At 55.8% G+C, this 15533-nt stretch carries 13 protein-coding genes; 4 read left to right on the top strand and 9 right to left on the bottom strand.

Annotation, left to right across the window (positions count from 1 at the left end; genetic code table 11):
- Positions 1 to 118: 118 nt before the first annotated feature.
- Complete coding sequence (locus ACXAF0_RS10535) at positions 119 to 1513, bottom strand: malonyl-CoA decarboxylase (RefSeq protein WP_475345817.1); 1395 nt, start codon at positions 1511 to 1513, stop codon at positions 119 to 121.
- Between the two features lie 143 nt (positions 1514 to 1656).
- Positions 1657 to 3120, bottom strand: a complete 1464-nt coding sequence (locus ACXAF0_RS10530) for an NAD(P)H-hydrate dehydratase (RefSeq protein WP_475345816.1) — start codon at positions 3118 to 3120, stop codon at positions 1657 to 1659.
- A 184-nt stretch (positions 3121 to 3304) separates the two neighbouring features.
- On the opposite strand from ACXAF0_RS10530, the gene ACXAF0_RS10525 reads away from it, so the two are divergent.
- Positions 3305 to 4555, top strand: coding sequence for a D-amino acid dehydrogenase (locus ACXAF0_RS10525; RefSeq protein ID WP_475345815.1), 1251 nt, complete (start codon positions 3305 to 3307; stop codon positions 4553 to 4555).
- 16 nt (positions 4556 to 4571) lie between these two features.
- Positions 4572 to 5702 (top strand): sensor histidine kinase, encoded by a 1131-nt coding sequence (locus ACXAF0_RS10520; protein ID WP_475345814.1) that lies wholly within the window; start codon positions 4572 to 4574, stop codon positions 5700 to 5702.
- 85 nt (positions 5703 to 5787) lie between these two features.
- On the opposite strand, the gene ACXAF0_RS10515 is transcribed toward ACXAF0_RS10520, so the two are convergent.
- The 5 genes from ACXAF0_RS10515 to bfr (ACXAF0_RS10495) form a co-directional block, all read right to left on the bottom strand.
- A complete protein-coding gene (locus ACXAF0_RS10515; protein ID WP_475345813.1) occupies positions 5788 to 6264 on the bottom strand; it encodes a c-type cytochrome in 477 nt (158 codons plus the stop codon).
- A 36-nt stretch (positions 6265 to 6300) separates the two neighbouring features.
- Positions 6301 to 6684 carry a Cu(I)-responsive transcriptional regulator gene (gene cueR, locus ACXAF0_RS10510; RefSeq protein WP_475345812.1) on the bottom strand — a complete coding sequence of 128 codons (384 nt, stop codon included), beginning with the start codon at positions 6682 to 6684 and terminating at the stop codon, positions 6301 to 6303.
- A gap of 3 nt (positions 6685 to 6687) precedes the next feature.
- Positions 6688 to 9177 (bottom strand): heavy metal translocating P-type ATPase, encoded by a 2490-nt coding sequence (locus ACXAF0_RS10505; RefSeq protein ID WP_475345811.1) that lies wholly within the window; start codon positions 9175 to 9177, stop codon positions 6688 to 6690.
- Between the two features lie 175 nt (positions 9178 to 9352).
- Positions 9353 to 9844, bottom strand: coding sequence for a bacterioferritin (bfr, locus tag ACXAF0_RS10500; protein ID WP_044826803.1), 492 nt, complete (start codon positions 9842 to 9844; stop codon positions 9353 to 9355).
- Between the two features lie 21 nt (positions 9845 to 9865).
- A complete protein-coding gene (bfr, locus tag ACXAF0_RS10495) occupies positions 9866 to 10342 on the bottom strand; it encodes a bacterioferritin (protein WP_044826901.1) in 477 nt (158 codons plus the stop codon).
- A gap of 263 nt (positions 10343 to 10605) precedes the next feature.
- On the opposite strand from bfr (ACXAF0_RS10495), the gene ACXAF0_RS10490 reads away from it, so the two are divergent.
- A complete protein-coding gene (locus tag ACXAF0_RS10490) occupies positions 10606 to 12183 on the top strand; it encodes a cryptochrome/photolyase family protein (RefSeq protein WP_475345810.1) in 1578 nt (525 codons plus the stop codon).
- Positions 12184 to 12266: 83 nt separating this feature from the next.
- On the opposite strand, the gene ACXAF0_RS10485 is transcribed toward ACXAF0_RS10490, so the two are convergent.
- Together ACXAF0_RS10485 and ACXAF0_RS10480 are read right to left on the bottom strand one after the other, a co-directional pair.
- Positions 12267 to 12431, bottom strand: coding sequence for a DUF1127 domain-containing protein (locus ACXAF0_RS10485; RefSeq protein ID WP_230233676.1), 165 nt, complete (start codon positions 12429 to 12431; stop codon positions 12267 to 12269).
- Positions 12432 to 12725: 294 nt separating this feature from the next.
- A complete protein-coding gene (locus ACXAF0_RS10480) occupies positions 12726 to 13934 on the bottom strand; it encodes an adenylate/guanylate cyclase domain-containing protein (protein WP_475345809.1) in 1209 nt (402 codons plus the stop codon).
- A 266-nt stretch (positions 13935 to 14200) separates the two neighbouring features.
- On the opposite strand from ACXAF0_RS10480, the gene ACXAF0_RS10475 reads away from it, so the two are divergent.
- Positions 14201 to 15463 (top strand): ABC transporter substrate-binding protein, encoded by a 1263-nt coding sequence (locus tag ACXAF0_RS10475; RefSeq protein ID WP_475345808.1) that lies wholly within the window; start codon positions 14201 to 14203, stop codon positions 15461 to 15463.
- The last annotated feature ends 70 nt before the right edge of the window (positions 15464 to 15533 follow it).

The following is a 15533-nucleotide window of genomic DNA, read 5'->3' as shown; positions in this document are numbered from 1 at the left end:
ACAAACTTCGATCCGCTCATGCAAGCATCGCCTTTTCGACAATCGCAATCTTGTCGAAAATAACCGTCAAACCGGCCCCGAATTGAGGGTAATCAAGCGATTTCCGATATTGAATGGCTCAACGCAGAAGCCGTTTTACCGCACTGGAAACGGCAATCTTGCCCTGCCCGACGTAACTTTCGTGGTTTTTTTCGATGGTGGAGAGGTCATAAAGATAGTTCACCATCATCCCGAACGACTGGTTCCAGCCATTTTCCTTGCCATTGCCGTTCCAGTTCAGCCGCTCCACCCGTGCACCGTTGCTCAGGTGAAAATGCGCCACCGGATCAAAGGCCGTCTCCATCCCCGGCCGCTTGGCATTCAACAAGTACCAGGCGGTCAGATATTCGATATTGGTCTTTGTGCGCTCTGACACGCCGTCGGGGCTGGTTGCCGGCGGCTTGGGACCCATCAGATCATCACAGTCATTAAGCGCCGCCTCGATCGCCTTGGGCAGGCCTGTTTCATGGCCCTTTGCCATTGTATCAAGCTGGCGATCCATCCAGCTGCGCAGGGCCGGGATTGGCGACAAGGTCGAAAATTGCTTGAGTTGTGGCAGATCGCGTTGCAGTTCGGCCACCACCCGCTTGATCAGGAAATCGCCAAAACTGATCCCGGCCAGCCCCGCCTGCGCGTTCGAGATTGAATAGAAGATCGCCGTATCGGCCTTGGGTCCGTTATCGCCTCCATCCGAGATGTCATCCCGGCTTTGGATCAGGACATCGACATTGCCCGCAATGCCGTTCACCAGCGCAACCTCGACAAAAATAAGCGGCTCGTCAGGCATTCCGGGATGGAAAAAGGCAAAGCAGCGCCGGTCAGAAGCCAGACGGCGTTTCAAATCATCCCAGCTTTGAATGGCATGAACGGCTTCATAAGCGATCAGCTTTTCCAGAAGGGCCGCGGGGGAATTCCATGTGATGCGTTGCAGTTCCAGAAAGCCGATATCAAACCAGCTTGCCAGCAATGTCTTGAGGTCACGTTCGAGAATGGCAAGTCCGGGGGCCTCTTTGCGCCAGCGCAAAAGATCGGCTCGCAGATCAACCAGAAACTTCACACCTTGCGGTAAGGAATTAAATTCCTTGAGGATTGAGCGAAATGGCGGCACCAGAGCCGCACGCAGTTCGGTCTCAAGCAATGCCTGCTCTGCCAGATCATCGGCCGCTGTCCAGTCGGACATCACCGCCGCAACCCGGTCGCGATCCACACCAAATTCATTGACCAGAAGGTGCAAGAATTCGCGTTTGCCAACATCATCAAGACGCAGGAAATCATGGCCAAGGGTGGCCGCCCGGGCACGCGCCGAAACCGCACCACCGCGCCCTGCCAGACAATCGGCGATCTGTTCGCGCCAGCGATCCTGACGGCTATGGCTTTCATCAAAACCAAGACCGCGCACCACCGGACTATCACGCAATTCGCGCCATGCGCCGCGCAGATTATCAAGCGTTCTGTCGAGAAATGTCTGAGACATGCCTGTCTCCCACTCCGATATCAGAAGAAATTCAAACCGTTTCCTCAGTGCGTGATGCCCATATCATCACGCCATATCGTTTTTATGTCGGGTCATTATACATCAAGTGCCAGCGCGGACAGAGACTTCTTGTCCAATTCGTCTCAGCCCATTTTGCGGGACGCCAGCCAAAGTTCACGCAAAACCCCGGGAAGATGTTCGGGGATATCCTCGGCAATCAGGCCGGGGCCGATATCAGCCCCGCTTCTGGCATGCAGCCAGACACCCATGCAGGCCGCATCAAAGCTGTCCATGCCTTGTGCCATCAATCCGCCAATGATCCCGGCCAGAACATCGCCCGACCCGGCGGTTGCCAGCCACGGCACATCCACCGCACTGATCGCAGCCCGTCCATCGGGGGCAGCGATCACGGTATCGGCCCCCTTGATCAGAACCGTCGCCCCGCAGCGCTTGGCAGCGGCGCGCGCCCGACACAGCTTGTCCCCGGTGATATCGGGGAACAGGCGGGCAAATTCGCCTTCATGCGGGGTCAGAACGGTCGGACCTTGCACGGCAAAGCACAAGGTGGACGGATCTTCAGCAAAACTTGTGAGCGCGTCGGCATCAAGAACTGTCGCGCGGCAAAGATGCAAAAGCTTCAAAACAAGTGCACGGGTATCATCGCCCACACCGAAGCCAGGCCCAATGACAAAGGCATTATGGCGGCAATCATTGACCAATGTGTCCACCGCCGACATTGGGGCTGTCATGTTGCCCGGCGCGTCCGATGCATAAACCGGAAGAGCCCCCGCCTCTGCAACAATCGTCAGCAGCCCGACGCCAGATCGTCTTGCAGCACGGGCGACAAGCCGGGTCGCGCCGGTCATCGCACTGCCGCCAAAGGCCAGAAGATGGCCGCGATGATATTTGTGGCCTTCAAGGCCGGGCCAATGGATCCCGGCCCGCCACAGAACAGGATCATTGCGCCAACAGGCCGGGGCGATATCAAGCACCGTCTGATCGGTAATTCCGATATCGCGCACTGCCAGCTCACCGCACATCAATCGTCCCGGCAAAAGATAATGCCCTGGCTTTGCCCGACAGAACGTCACAGTCAGATCGGCCTTGACGCCGACGCCCAGAACCATGCCGGTATTGCCATCAACCCCGGACGGCACATCGACCGAGACGACACTGCACGGGCTTGAATTGATTGTTGTGACCAGTTCGGCAAGTTCACCAGAAATCGCACGGGCCAGCCCGGCGCCGAAGATGCAATCGACCACCAGATCGGCGCCCACCACCAGTGCGGGTGACAAACGTTCGGTCGCCCCGTCCCAGCGGACGGCATGCAGGGCCGCATCACCCTTGATATCCGCAACATCGCCCATCAGGCCCAGGCGCACTGACCAGCCTTCGTCGCGCAGCAGCTTGGCAATCGCAAAGCCATCACCGCCATTATTGCCGGGACCGCATAAAACAGAGACAGAGCGCGGCGACCAGTGGCGTACGATTTCCTCAAACACGGCGCGTCCGGCATTTTTCATCAGCACATCGCCGGGAACGCCGCCTTCGATTGTGCGGCGGTCGGCCTCATACATCTGATCGGTTGTGAGGATTTCAAACATTTCACCCCGTCATGCCTGTCGCGATCCCATCCTGTCGGCTAGCATTTAAAACAGGTCCAGTCGACTGTAGCCAATTAAATTTCACCCCACTATATTGCAGCCAAATTCGCAAGTCTGATAGTTGGCAGAAAGGCTGACACACAGATACGAAGCCCAAAAATTTTCGCAGCAAGGCTTTGCCCACATGCATGTTGTCGTCATGGGCGCCGGGGTCATCGGGACAACGGCGGCCTGGTATCTTTTGCAAAATGGCCATCAGGTCACGGTCGTTGATCGCCAGCATGCCAGTGCGCAAGAAACAAGCTTTGCCAATGGCGGTCAGATTTCCGCCTGTCATGCGACGCCGTGGGCCAATGCATCCACCCCGAAACAGATCCTCAGCTGGCTTGGGCGCGAAGAAGCGCCACTGCTGGTGCGGATGCGTTTTGACCCGCAACTGTTTTCATGGGGTTTGCGGTTCTTGCGCAACTGCACGGATGCGCGTGCAAAGAGCAATCTGGAAAAGGCGCTTCGGGTTGCGATCTATAGCCGTGATTGTCTGCGCGCCCTGCGGGATGAGCTTGATCTGAGTTATGATCACAGCACGCGCGGCATCCTGCATATCTGCCGCAATGAGCACGATATGACCGCGGTCGAAAAGGCCACCGTGCAGATGCAGGAATATGGCCTCAACCGCAGGCTGGTCTCCGACGAAGAGTGCCTTGAGATCGAGCCGGCCTTGCGCAGCACAAACGCCCCGATCATCGGCGGCAGCTTTACCCCGGATGATGAAAGCGGCGATGCCCGCAAGTTTACCGAAAACCTAAGTGCGCTTTGCATCGCCAAGGGGGCGGATTTTCGTTTCAACACCACGATCACCGGCCTTAGCCGTGACCTAGACAGGATTACCGCTGTTCAAACGGATGCGGGCGCGATCAAGGCAGATGCGTTTCTTGTCTGCCTTGGCAGTTACAGCCCGCGATTGCTGCGTCCGCTTGGCATCAAGCTGCCGATTTATCCCTGCAAGGGCTATTCGATCAGCATTGATACGGCTGGCCATTCCGGCGCGCCTGAGACGGCGTTGATCGATGACAGCGTCAAGATGGTGTATTCCCGACTTGGCGCACAGCTTCGAGTTGCAGGCACCGCAGAACTGGATGGTTATGACCTGCGGATGTCGGAGCGCCGGAAACAACTGATCGTTGATAAGGCACTGGAATTATTTCCGAATTCCGGCGACCGTTCCAACATAAGGTTCTGGGCGGGTTTGCGCCCCGTAACACCGGATTCTGCCCCTGTTCTTGGCGGCACAAAGTATGGTAATCTTTACCTCAATACGGGGCATGGGACGTTGGGTTGGACTATGAGTTGCGGATCCGCAAAAGCAGTCGCCGATCTTATCAGCAATAAATCACCTGACATCTCTTTGACGGGGCTTGGTATCGACCGTTTTTAGCGGCGACCTTAAAATCATGGGATCACGTGCCGACATGACCAGCAACACACCAATTGGCTCAACCAGTGTGCCATTGGCCGATCAGGTTGTCCTGAACGCCCTGCCCTATGCAGCCGTCATTTGTGATCGCAGCGGTATCGTCCTGCAATGTAACGAAGCCATCGCACGCATGATCGGCGTTTCGCGTGACCGTATGATTGGTCGCAAGGCCGGGTTTATTTCCAAAGGCCTGATGGACGATATCGAAGATGTGTTTTCGTCAGGCCGGACCTGGCGCGGGGATATCATTCTGGTCGGGGCCTCCAAGGAAAATCATGTCTGCGATCTGTCCATCGCCCCGCTTGAATATTTCCAGAACAATGAAACGCGCACCGCGGTTCTGATGACGCTTCTTGAAAATGATCGTCAGCAGCAGGCGGAACGCTCCTTGATGGAGCAGAACCGCAATCAGTCGGACGCCAACGCGTCGAAATCCGACTTTATCGCCAATATGGGCCATGAACTGCGCACGCCGCTGAATGCGATTATCGGCAACTCCGAACTGATTGCCCATGGCGTACTTGGTGATCTGCCTGATGGCTATCGCGATTGCGGCCGTGACGTTTACAAAGCGGGCAAGCATCTGCTTGAACTGGTCAATAACGTCCTTGATGTTTCCAAGCTGTCTGCCGGGTCGATGACCTTGCAGCTTGAAGAAGCCGATCTGGGGTCCGTGATGCGCGACGCAGCCCGACTTGTTGGCGATGACCTGTCGCGGCGTGGGCATGATCTGCAATTTGATCTGCCAGATGCGCCGATACTGATGCAGTGTGACAAGCTCAAGCTCAAACAGATCCTGATCAATATCCTCAGTAATGCGGCAAAGTTCACGCCCGAGCATGGCAAAATCCGTCTTGGTCTGACGGCAACGGACGAAGACGTGAGCTTTGCGATCGAGGATAATGGTGTCGGCATGAGCCCGAATGACATTCCGCGTGCACTTGCCCGGTTCTCCCAGTTACATCCGTCTGGGGTTAAGGAAAGTGTCGGCACGGGTCTTGGCCTACCACTGGCAAAGCTTCTGGTGGAGCTACATGGCGGACGGCTTAGCATCGAAAGTGCGGTGAGCAAGGGCACAACGGTGCGCATTACCCTGCCGCGCAAGTAACCAGCAAATTCACGCCACAATTTAAAAGACCCGCCGCGGTATTTCCGGGCGGGTCTTTTGCTTTATCTGGTGGTTGATCCGGACCTTATTGCGCGGCGGATTGGTTTATCTGATCGTGGCGTTCGACGACTTCGCGGGACCAGCGGCTTTTGATGTAGGACAGGCTGGCAATGATTTCCTCGTCGCTCAGCACGCCCTCATAACCCTGCATGGCGGATTTATAGTCGCCCCCGGCCATCGCCGCGGGCCCATATTTGGTCAGCGCAAACAGAACCTCGTCGGGGTGATGCCACGTATGGCCGGTTTCATCATGGGGAGGTGCCGGAAGCATCCCGTCTGCCCCGCGTTCGCGCCAGTTGGGCTCACCTTGAAGCTTTGCGCCATGACAGGACGCACAATTGGCGTCATAGACCTTCTTGCCAAGGGCAACCAGTTTCAGGTCATCTGGGCGGAGTTCGACATTCGGATCGCCCCCATTGGCGCGCAAGAAAAAGCTGACGCCGCCCACGATGATGGCTACACCAATGAGCGCAGCCAGCGCCATAATGCCTTTATTGTTCAATTTTCTCTCTCATAGTCATTCGGGAGCCGCACCGTATTAGCGCGCAAGATCATTGATGATCGGGCAGTTCGGGCGATCATCGCCATGACAGGACTGCACAAGATCCGACAAGGTATCGCGCAGGCTTTGCAGCTCGGCAATCTTGCGTTCGATCTCGTCGAGATGGGTTTTGGCGATTTTCTTTACATCGGCAGACGCCCGGTTGCGGTCCTCGTAAAGGGACAGCAAAACACGGCAATCCTCGACCGAGAACCCAAGCCCACGCGCGCGTTGCAGGAAACGCAGCTTGTGCAGGTCATCCTCGTCATAATCGCGATAGCCATTGGCAAGACGGCCCGGCGAGACCAGCCCGATATCCTCGTAATAGCGGATGGTTTTCGCCGGAAGGCCGCATTCGGTCGCTGCGTCGGAAATATTCATGGCTTATCCCCGTCCCTTTGCGTTCCAGCGCCGAAGTGTCAGCGAGTTCCCCACCACCGAAACGGAACTAAGCGCCATCGCCGCCCCGGCAATTGCCGGGCTGAGCACACCAAGGGCTGCCAGCGGCACCCCGACCACGTTATAGGCAAAGGCCCAAAACAGGTTCTGGGCGATCTTGCGCCGGGTGGCGATGGAAATATCAATCGCTGCCGATACCAATGCCGGATCAGACCGCATCAGGGTAATGCCCGCCGTTTCCATGGCAACATCGGTTCCACCGCCCATGGCAATGCCGACATCGGCTGCGGCCAGTGCGGGGGCATCATTGATACCATCACCGACCATGGCGACATGACGGCCTTCCTTGCGGAGTTTCTCGACCTCGGCGGCCTTGTCCTGCGGGCGAATGCGACCTTCACCCCGTTCAAGCCCCAGTTCACGCGCCACATGGCTTGCGACATCCTGACTGTCACCTGAGAGCATGATCGACGCGAAGCCACGTGCCTTGAGGTCTGCAATCGCCTGCTTGGCGTTTTCGCGAATGCGATCTTCAAGGGTCATGTAACCGGCAAAGGCATCATCGACCGCAATCAGGATGACGGTTCGCCCCTCACCCTCGTGGGTCTTGATCGCTTGTGCGGCGTCCCCCGTTGGCAGATCGATGCCCTGATCGGTCAGAAGGGCTTCGCTGCCAATCGCGACCTTGCGGCCATCGACCTCGGCCATGACGCCGGCCCCGGTTTTACCTTTGAAGTTACTGATGTCTGGCAGGGTTTGGCCTTCGTCACGGGCGAGCGAGACAATCGCGCGGGCCAGCGGATGTTCACTGGCCGCCTGAACTGCAGCTGTCAGGCGCAGAAGTTCATCGCGATCAATACCATTCGCGGCCTCGACATCGCGCACCGTAGGGGTTCCTTCGGTCAGCGTACCGGTCTTGTCAAAAATGACGGTATCGACGTTATGGGCCTGCTCAAGCGCCTCGAAGTTGCGGATCAGAATACCGTTGCGCGCCGCACTGCCCGTGCCGGCAACAAGGGCGGTTGGCGTTGCAAGGCCAAGCGCACAGGGACATGCGATCACCAGAACCGATACCGCTGCAACGATGGAGGCTTCTGCACCGAAGCCCGTAAACAACCAGGCCGCCAAGGTCAGCAATGCGATGCCAACGACGACCGGGACAAACACCGCAGAAACCCGGTCCACCAGCTTTTGGACCGGGGCCTTGCCGGTCTGGGCCTGTTCGACCAGACGAATGATGCGCGAAAGCGTTGTGTCATCGCCAACTGCACGCACTTCGATATCAAGGCGGCCGGTGCCATTGACCGCGCCGCCAACAACAGCGTCGCCCGGCATCCGGGCAATCGGGCGGGTTTCACCGGTGATCAGGCTTTCGTCCAGCTCACTGTCACCCGCACGCACCGTGCCATCCACGGGCAGGCGTTCGCCCGGCAAGACACGGACGACATCACCAACCGACAGGCTTTCGACTGCGACATCCTGTTCGCCTTCGCCATCGACCAGTTTACGTGCCCGCCGCGGGCGGAGCGCCATCAATTCACGGATGGCGGCCGACGCACCGCGTTTGGCACGTTCTTCCATGATCTTGCCAGCAAGGATCAGGGTCACAATCGCAGCCGAGGCCTCGAAATACAGGTGAGCCTGACCGGCATTGGCCATAATCATTTTATAGACGGAAAGGAAATAGGCGGCCGACGTCCCAAGGGCGACCAGCACATCCATATTGGCACTGCGATGACGAAGGGCTGCAAACGCACCCTTATAGAACCGCGCCCCGATACAGAACTGCACCGGTGTCGCCAAAACCAGCTCAACCCATGCCGGCAGGTGATAATTCACACCAAGGTTCATCCAGACCATCTGCAAGACCAGCGGTGCGGTCAGGGCAGCTGAAACGGCCAACAGGATCAGGGATTTGTCGACTTTCTTATTGGCCCCGGTATCAGCACCCTCTGAATCTCCCACCTCGGACGCCGGTCCATTGCGTGATGTTGCATGATACCCGGCATCCTCGATGGCCCTGATCACGCGGGCGTCGTTGACACTTTCAGACAGCGCCGAAACATCTGCGCGCTCAAGCGCGAAATTGACACTGGCCGTTGAAACACCCGGCAAGGCCGCCAGGGCCTTTTCCACCCGAAGCGCACAGTTGGCACATGACATGCCATCAACATCAAAGGACAGCTGATTTTCGACAACGCTGTAACCGGCATCATTGACGGCCTTTGCAAGGTTCGCCGCGTCGGTCTTGGTGCGATCAAAATGGACATTGGCCGAATTCAGGGCGAAGTTCACCGATGCCTCGGACACGCCATCGACAGCGGCCAACGCCTTTTCCACGCGGCCCGCACAGTTCGCGCAGGTCATGCCTTCGATCTGGAAGCTGACATCGTCATCATTTGCGGCCGCGGTTCCGGCGGAAGTGCCACCAGCGCCACCAGTTGGGGCATCGATTTGTTCGGTCCGGCTATCCATTTCACGTTACCTCAATACAGGAGTCTTTTTAAGATATGGGCGAACATAGAGCTTCCAGCAACTGGAAGGTCAAGCCGAAAAGACTCAGCGATGGAAAACCTTTGAAACCCGCCGACCGGGCAACAAAAAAGCCCCGGAACCGGTCCGGGGCTTTTGATAGATCAAATATCTGCAATCAGCCGTGCGGGGTGGGTTCACCGGCAGCACGGAACTGGATGTAGTTCGGCAGGCCCATCATATCGATCAGGCGGATCTGCTGTTCGATCCAGTAAGCGTGATCTTCCTCGCTGTCATCAAGCAGTCCGACCAACATCTGGCGGGTCTGGAAATCGTCTTCTGCCTCGGCAATCTTGATCGCCTTTTTCAGAAGATTTATGACATGGTATTCGTGTTCGAGATCGTTTTTCATCATCTCGGGCACGGTTTTGCCGATCTTGATCGGTTCGCGCGAGGCAGTGTCGGGCACACCTTCAAGGAACAGGATACGCTCGATCAGACGCTTTGCGTGTTCGAGCTCCTCGTCCTTTTCGTGGTGCATGCGCTCATACAGCGAATGCAGGCCCCAATCAGCATACATTTCAGCATGCGTGTTGTACTGATCCGCCGCCGACAGTTCAGCAGTGAGCTGTTTGTTCAGCGCGGCGATGACCTTTTTACTACCCTTCATGGTGTAATACTCCTGATCTGATTAATCGCCGTCGCCTGAACGGCTCTGGATAAAGTTTGCAATCCCGACATTTTCGAGCTGCCATTCTTCGGTCTCAAGCCAATCGACATGCTCTTCCTGATCTTCAAGGAATTTCACAAGCAGGTCGCGGGTCACGAAGTCCTCGGCCTTTTCGCAGGCGGTGATGGCTTCGCGCAGCAGCGGCAGAGACGCCAGTTCAAATTTCATGTCACAACTGATGATCTCTTCGACGTTTTCGCCGATCATCAGTTTGTTGAGGTTCTGGAGGTTGGGAAGACCTTCGAGGAACAGAATGCGCTCAATCGTGTCGTCGGCGCGTTTCATTTCCTTGATCGAGAGCTTGTACTCATACTCGCCCATTTCTTCCACGCCCCAGTCCCGCAGCATTCTGGCGTGCAGGAAATACTGGTTAATCGCAGTCAACTGGTTGGTCAGAATGCGATTAAGGTATGTGATGATCTTGGGATCACCTTTCATCATGGCTCTCCTGATGTTTGGGCTACGCAGATAGTGGGAATCCCCCTTCTGCGTTTCAAGGGAAAAACGCGCCTTTGATTACCATTATCAATAATTTAGCCGATTTTTCCGAAATTTGCCACTTGCTCTGAATGACTAAAAATCATTCGCACGGATTTCCCTGAGAATGACAATCGCTTCGGCCAAATTGACCTTCGCAAAGATCCTTTGCCCGCATGTTTTCGTACGACTCGTAATTGCCGTGCAATCGATTGAAGCAAAACATGAAGCGCCGCTTTCAAACCATTCGTTTCGTCCTTGGTGATCAACTCACCCCCGGGCTTTCAAGCCTTTCAGATGCCGATCCCGACCGTGACCTGATCGTCATGGCCGAACCGCGCGATGAGGCAAGATACGTCCCCCATCACCGCCAGAAGATCGTGATGATCCTGTCGGCCATGCGTCATTTCGCCAATGAGCTCCGCGATCAGGGCTTTGAGGTTGAATATTTCGATTATCAGGACTGTCCGGTAACGTCGTTTACCGAGGCGCTGAAAGCAGCGATTGATGCCCACGGCATCCAGCATGTCGTCATCACCCAGCCCGGTGAGTGGCGGGTAAAACACGAAATCGAAAGCTGGTCCGAGAATCTTGGCGTATCGTTAGATATCCGCCCCGATGACCGGTTCTTTGCGCCGCTTGCAGCGTTTGAGGATTTTGCCAAAGACCGCAAGGAATTGCGGATGGAGTATTTCTATCGCGGTTTACGTCGCGAAACCGGCATTCTTATAGAACCCGATGGCAAACCGGTTGGTGGGCAATGGAACTTTGATCACGACAACCGCAAACGCCTGCCCGATGATGTCACCCCACCCGCACCCAAGACCTTTGCGCCCGACAAGATCACGCAAGCTTTGCTTGATCGCGCCATGGACGACTTTCCCGATGCGCTAGGCAATGTTACGTCCTTTGGCTGGCCGGTAACGCGCAAGAATGCCTTGATCGCACTCGATCAGTTCATCACGCATCGCTTACCGTGCTTTGGCGATTATCAGGATGCGATGACGGTAAAAAGTGCGACGCTGTATCATTCCCTGATCAGTCCGAGCATCAATATCGGGCTTTTGCTGCCCGATGAAGTCTGCCGTGCGGCCGAGAAGGCCTATCATGACGGCAAGGCACCGCTGAATGCGGTCGAAGGGTTTATTCGCCAGATCCTTGGCTGGCGGGAATATGTCCGGGGTCTTTACTGGTATCTTGGCCCGGATTACGGCAGCGGCAATCATTTCAAGGCGAAACGCCCCCTGCCCGGGTTCTTCTGGGACGGGGATGTGCCGATGAATTGCCTGAAGCAGGCGATTGGCGAAACACTTGAAAATGCTTACGCCCATCATATCCAGCGGCTGATGGTAATCGGCAATTTCGCGTTGCTTGCCGGGCTTGATCCCAAGGAAGTCTGTGACTGGTATCTGGCGGTCTATATCGATGCGTTTGAATGGGTCGAGCTTCCCAACACGTTCGGCATGGCGCTTTATGCCGATGGCGGCAAGATGGCATCAAAACCCTATGCGGCGAGTGGCAAATATATCGACCGGATGTCAGATTATTGTCAGGGATGCCAGTATAACCCGCGCAAGAATACCGGTGCGGATGCCTGCCCGTTTAACGCGCTGTACTGGCACTTCATGGATCGCAATACCGATAAGCTTGGCAACAACCCGCGCCTTGGCATGCCGTACCGCAACTGGGCACGGATGAAAGACGATAAAAAGCGCGAACTGATTGATCAGGCCGACGCGTTTTTGGCCAAGCTTGACGCAGGTAAGCTTGAGACCAGCCCGGCCCAGGATGAGCTGTTTTAAAACCCAAAAACACAAAAAGCCGGACTGGGTCCGGCTTTAGCATTGGCAATCCCGAATTATCGGGTGCCTATATGGTGCGAGCGTTATGCAATCGCGTCACGGGCTGCTTTACGTGCAACGTCTTTGATCTGCCACGTGGAAATCCCGACATCATCGAGATCGCGCTTATCAAGACCGTAAAGTTCATTCGCAACCGAGCGTGCATAGGCCCAACGGCGAACAGCAACAAGAATACTGGACAGGAACATGTTGAACCTCCTTGGGTTACAATTTCGAATGCTGCCTTGGAGGTCGTCTCCAACTGTCTGGCGCATTCACTGACTTGCTTCGCGTTGCAATATGTCGAAATTGCATTTTATCCTCAACCACCAAAAACTGCATATCATCTGTGCCGTTTATTCACAGATAACCAAATATCAACCGATCATACCCGACAATTCGTGGCTGATAAGGTGATCTGGTCTGATGTTTTGAGTTGAATTGTGCCCCTACGCAAACAGTGCAGCGCAACATTTTTACTGTTTTAAACAGCAAAAACGCCCCTACCCGTGATTCTTTTCACCGTCAACCGGGGCGAAAGGAAGAGCCGTTTCAAGCGCATGCACCGTCAAGGGGTCGGCAACCCCCTTGACCGCAAAGTCACCACAGCAGACGGTCGGGGCTTTGATGTGACTTGCCAGAACATCAGACATCAACAAGGGCGTTCCAATCTGTTTGGTCAGGCTTTCCAAACGGGCGGTGCGGTTCACGGCCACCCCCATCACGGTGAAATCAAGCCGATGAGTGCCACCAACATTGCCATACACCACTTCGCCGTAATGAAGCCCGACGCCAAACCGCAACAACGGCAATCCGGCCTTTGAGCGGTCTGCGTTGACATTGACGAGATCTGCCAGGGCAGCCTCGGCTGCACGCAGGGCATTTTCACAGACGGTTTCGGGGGTTTGATCGGTTTCCTGGGCAAAGACAATCAGCATGGCATCGCCGACAAAGCGCAAAATCTCGCCGCCATGGGGCCGCACAGCGCGTTCAACTGTTTCAAAATAGACATTCAGACTATCAAGCAACTGCTCGACCGACAGGGTTTCGGTCAGAACCGTAAAATCGCGCACGTCACTAAACCACAGGGCCGCGCGAATGGTTTCCCCGTCCCCCCGGCGCATTTGTCCATGCATCACCCGTGCGCCGGTGCGCTCCCCCAAATAGGTATCAAGCAGGGAATGTTCGATCCGCTTGGTGACATGCAGCTCAAGCACCACGCCAATATGATCGAGCAACCCGTCAAAGCTTGCGATTTCGGAATCGTCGAACCCGCCCGACTGTTCGGTGGCAATCGTCATCACACACCAACGTCCGCCACTAAATCGAACGCGCATGCAATAGTAATCGGTCAGCCCCATCCCGATCAGTTCGCCCACCAGCGGATGATGGTCGGCTGGGTTCACCTTGGCCAAAGGGATGCGGACCGGACCGCCATGCAGGTTCACCTCTTCGACCGGACTTCCGATATAGGCATCACTTTCGTGGATGCCGTGCGAGGCTTCCCACAAATGCGCCCCGTGATCGCGATCCCAGGTAAAAGACCAGACAGCAACTTGCGGATGAAGGGCCTGCATCGAACAGCGCATGCGCGCAATATGAAAGCCATTGGCGTTAAGCTGCGCCATCAACCCGTCAAAAAACGCATTCGGATCTTCAAGCAACCGACCTTTTGTCGCAATCCAGTCAATAACAGCTGCATTATTCCACATATCCGGGCCTTATTCCCCCTTGATAACGCAACAATCACGACGGATTTTCACACATTCATTCCAAACCGTCACAGCTTTAATGCACATAAACGCCCTAATTGTTTTTGCTGCCCTGCAATATAGTTGGGTTGCATATTACCAATTTTGTAACAGTTTGTTTCAGTTCGCAATCTGGAAACGCCCTGTTACAGTTTTGTGGATGCATTGCGACCCCTCTCGCAGCATGTTGTCGCTGCAAATGGTTAAAAGCCAGGGAGGAAACCTAGATGTATCTGCGCAAAACCATCCTCGCCACTGGTGTGGCGTTTTCTGCACTCGCGACTGCAAGCTTTGCTCATGCCGAGCCGACCGCTGAAGTTCTGCACTGGTGGACTTCGGGCGGCGAAGCAAAAGCTGTCGCATCCCTTAAAGAAGATTTCGAAGCCAATGGCGGCACCTGGGTTGATAGCCCGGTCGCTGGTGGCGCTGGCGATGCAGCCATGACCGTTCTGCGTTCGCGCGTTCTGTCGGGCGATGCACCGGCTGCTGTTCAGCTTAAAGGTCCGGCCATTCAGGAATGGGCCGAACAGGGCGCGCTTGCCGATCTGAACGACGTTGCTGCTGCTGAAGGTTGGGATGACGTTATTCCGGCTGCGATCCAGGACGTCATGAAGTATGAAGGCGACTATGTTGCTGTTCCGGTAAACGTACACCGCGTTGACTGGATCTGGGCAAACCCGGCGCTTCTGGCAAAAGTTGGTGTTGATTCCGCACCGACCACCTGGGACGAATTCAACGACGTTGCTGACAAACTGCAGGCTGCTGGCATTACGCCGGTCGCACATGGCGGTCAGCCGTGGCAGGACGCAACCGTATTCGAGACTGTCGTTCTTGGTCTTGGCGGTCCGGAATTCTTCCAGAAAGCCCTGATCGACCTCGACGAAGACGCACTGAACTCCGACACCATGAAAGCGGTGTTTGACCAGATGCGTAAAATCCGCGGTTATGTCGATGCCGACTTCCCGGGTCGTGACTGGAACCTTGCAACCGCAATGGTCATGAATGGCGAAGCCGCCATGCAGATCATGGGTGACTGGGCCAAAGGCGAATTCCTTGCTGCCGGCAAAGTACCGGGCGAAGACTTCATCTGTGCCGCAACCCCGTCAGAGCACGGTTACTTGTTTAACGTTGACAGCTTTGCCATGTTCAACGTTTCAGGCGACGACAAGGTCGAAGGCCAGAAACTGCTTGCCGAACTTATCGTTGGCGAGAAGTTCCAGGAAACCTTCAACCTTCTCAAGGGTTCGATCCCGGCACGTTCGGGCGTATCGCTTGATAAATTCGACGATTGCGCCAAGAAATCCGAAGCTGATCTAGAAGCAGCTCAGGAAGCTGGCGGGTTCCTTCCGTCGATGGCACATGGCATGGCGCTTCGCGGCCACCTTGCAGGTGCGATCGTTGACGTCGTGACCGCACACTTCAACTCCGACATGTCGTCTGACGAAGCCGTCTCGCGCCTGGTCGAAGCTGTTGAATTGGCCAAAGACTAATCTCATCTGATCAGAACAATCTGAGATATGAGCGATTTGCAGGCCCCGGATTTTCCGGGGCCTGTTTCCC

The organism is Thalassospira sp. ABD4_177, assembly GCF_056160125.1.
The sequence above is the reverse complement of the archived record's forward strand: the minus strand, read 5'-3'. Positions and strand labels throughout refer to the sequence as shown.

Excerpts from the sequence above, each read along its gene's own strand:
- ACXAF0_RS10535 (WP_475345817.1), bottom strand. The coding sequence starts at position 1,513 with ATGTCTCAGACATTTCTCGACAGAACGCTTGATAATCTGCGCGGCGCA.
- ACXAF0_RS10530 (WP_475345816.1), bottom strand. The coding sequence starts at position 3,120 with ATGTTTGAAATCCTCACAACCGATCAGATGTATGAGGCCGACCGCCGC.
- ACXAF0_RS10525 (WP_475345815.1), top strand. The coding sequence starts at position 3,305 with ATGCATGTTGTCGTCATGGGCGCCGGGGTCATCGGGACAACGGCGGCC.
- ACXAF0_RS10520 (WP_475345814.1), top strand. The coding sequence starts at position 4,572 with ATGGGATCACGTGCCGACATGACCAGCAACACACCAATTGGCTCAACC.
- cueR (WP_475345812.1), bottom strand. The coding sequence starts at position 6,684 with ATGAATATTTCCGACGCAGCGACCGAATGCGGCCTTCCGGCGAAAACC.
- ACXAF0_RS10505 (WP_475345811.1), bottom strand. The coding sequence starts at position 9,177 with ATGGATAGCCGGACCGAACAAATCGATGCCCCAACTGGTGGCGCTGGT.
- bfr (WP_044826803.1), bottom strand. The coding sequence starts at position 9,844 with ATGAAGGGTAGTAAAAAGGTCATCGCCGCGCTGAACAAACAGCTCACT.
- bfr (WP_044826901.1), bottom strand. The coding sequence starts at position 10,342 with ATGAAAGGTGATCCCAAGATCATCACATACCTTAATCGCATTCTGACC.
- ACXAF0_RS10490 (WP_475345810.1), top strand. The coding sequence starts at position 10,606 with ATGAAGCGCCGCTTTCAAACCATTCGTTTCGTCCTTGGTGATCAACTC.
- ACXAF0_RS10485 (WP_230233676.1), bottom strand. The coding sequence starts at position 12,431 with ATGTTCCTGTCCAGTATTCTTGTTGCTGTTCGCCGTTGGGCCTATGCA.
- ACXAF0_RS10480 (WP_475345809.1), bottom strand. The coding sequence starts at position 13,934 with ATGTGGAATAATGCAGCTGTTATTGACTGGATTGCGACAAAAGGTCGG.
- ACXAF0_RS10475 (WP_475345808.1), top strand. The coding sequence starts at position 14,201 with ATGTATCTGCGCAAAACCATCCTCGCCACTGGTGTGGCGTTTTCTGCA.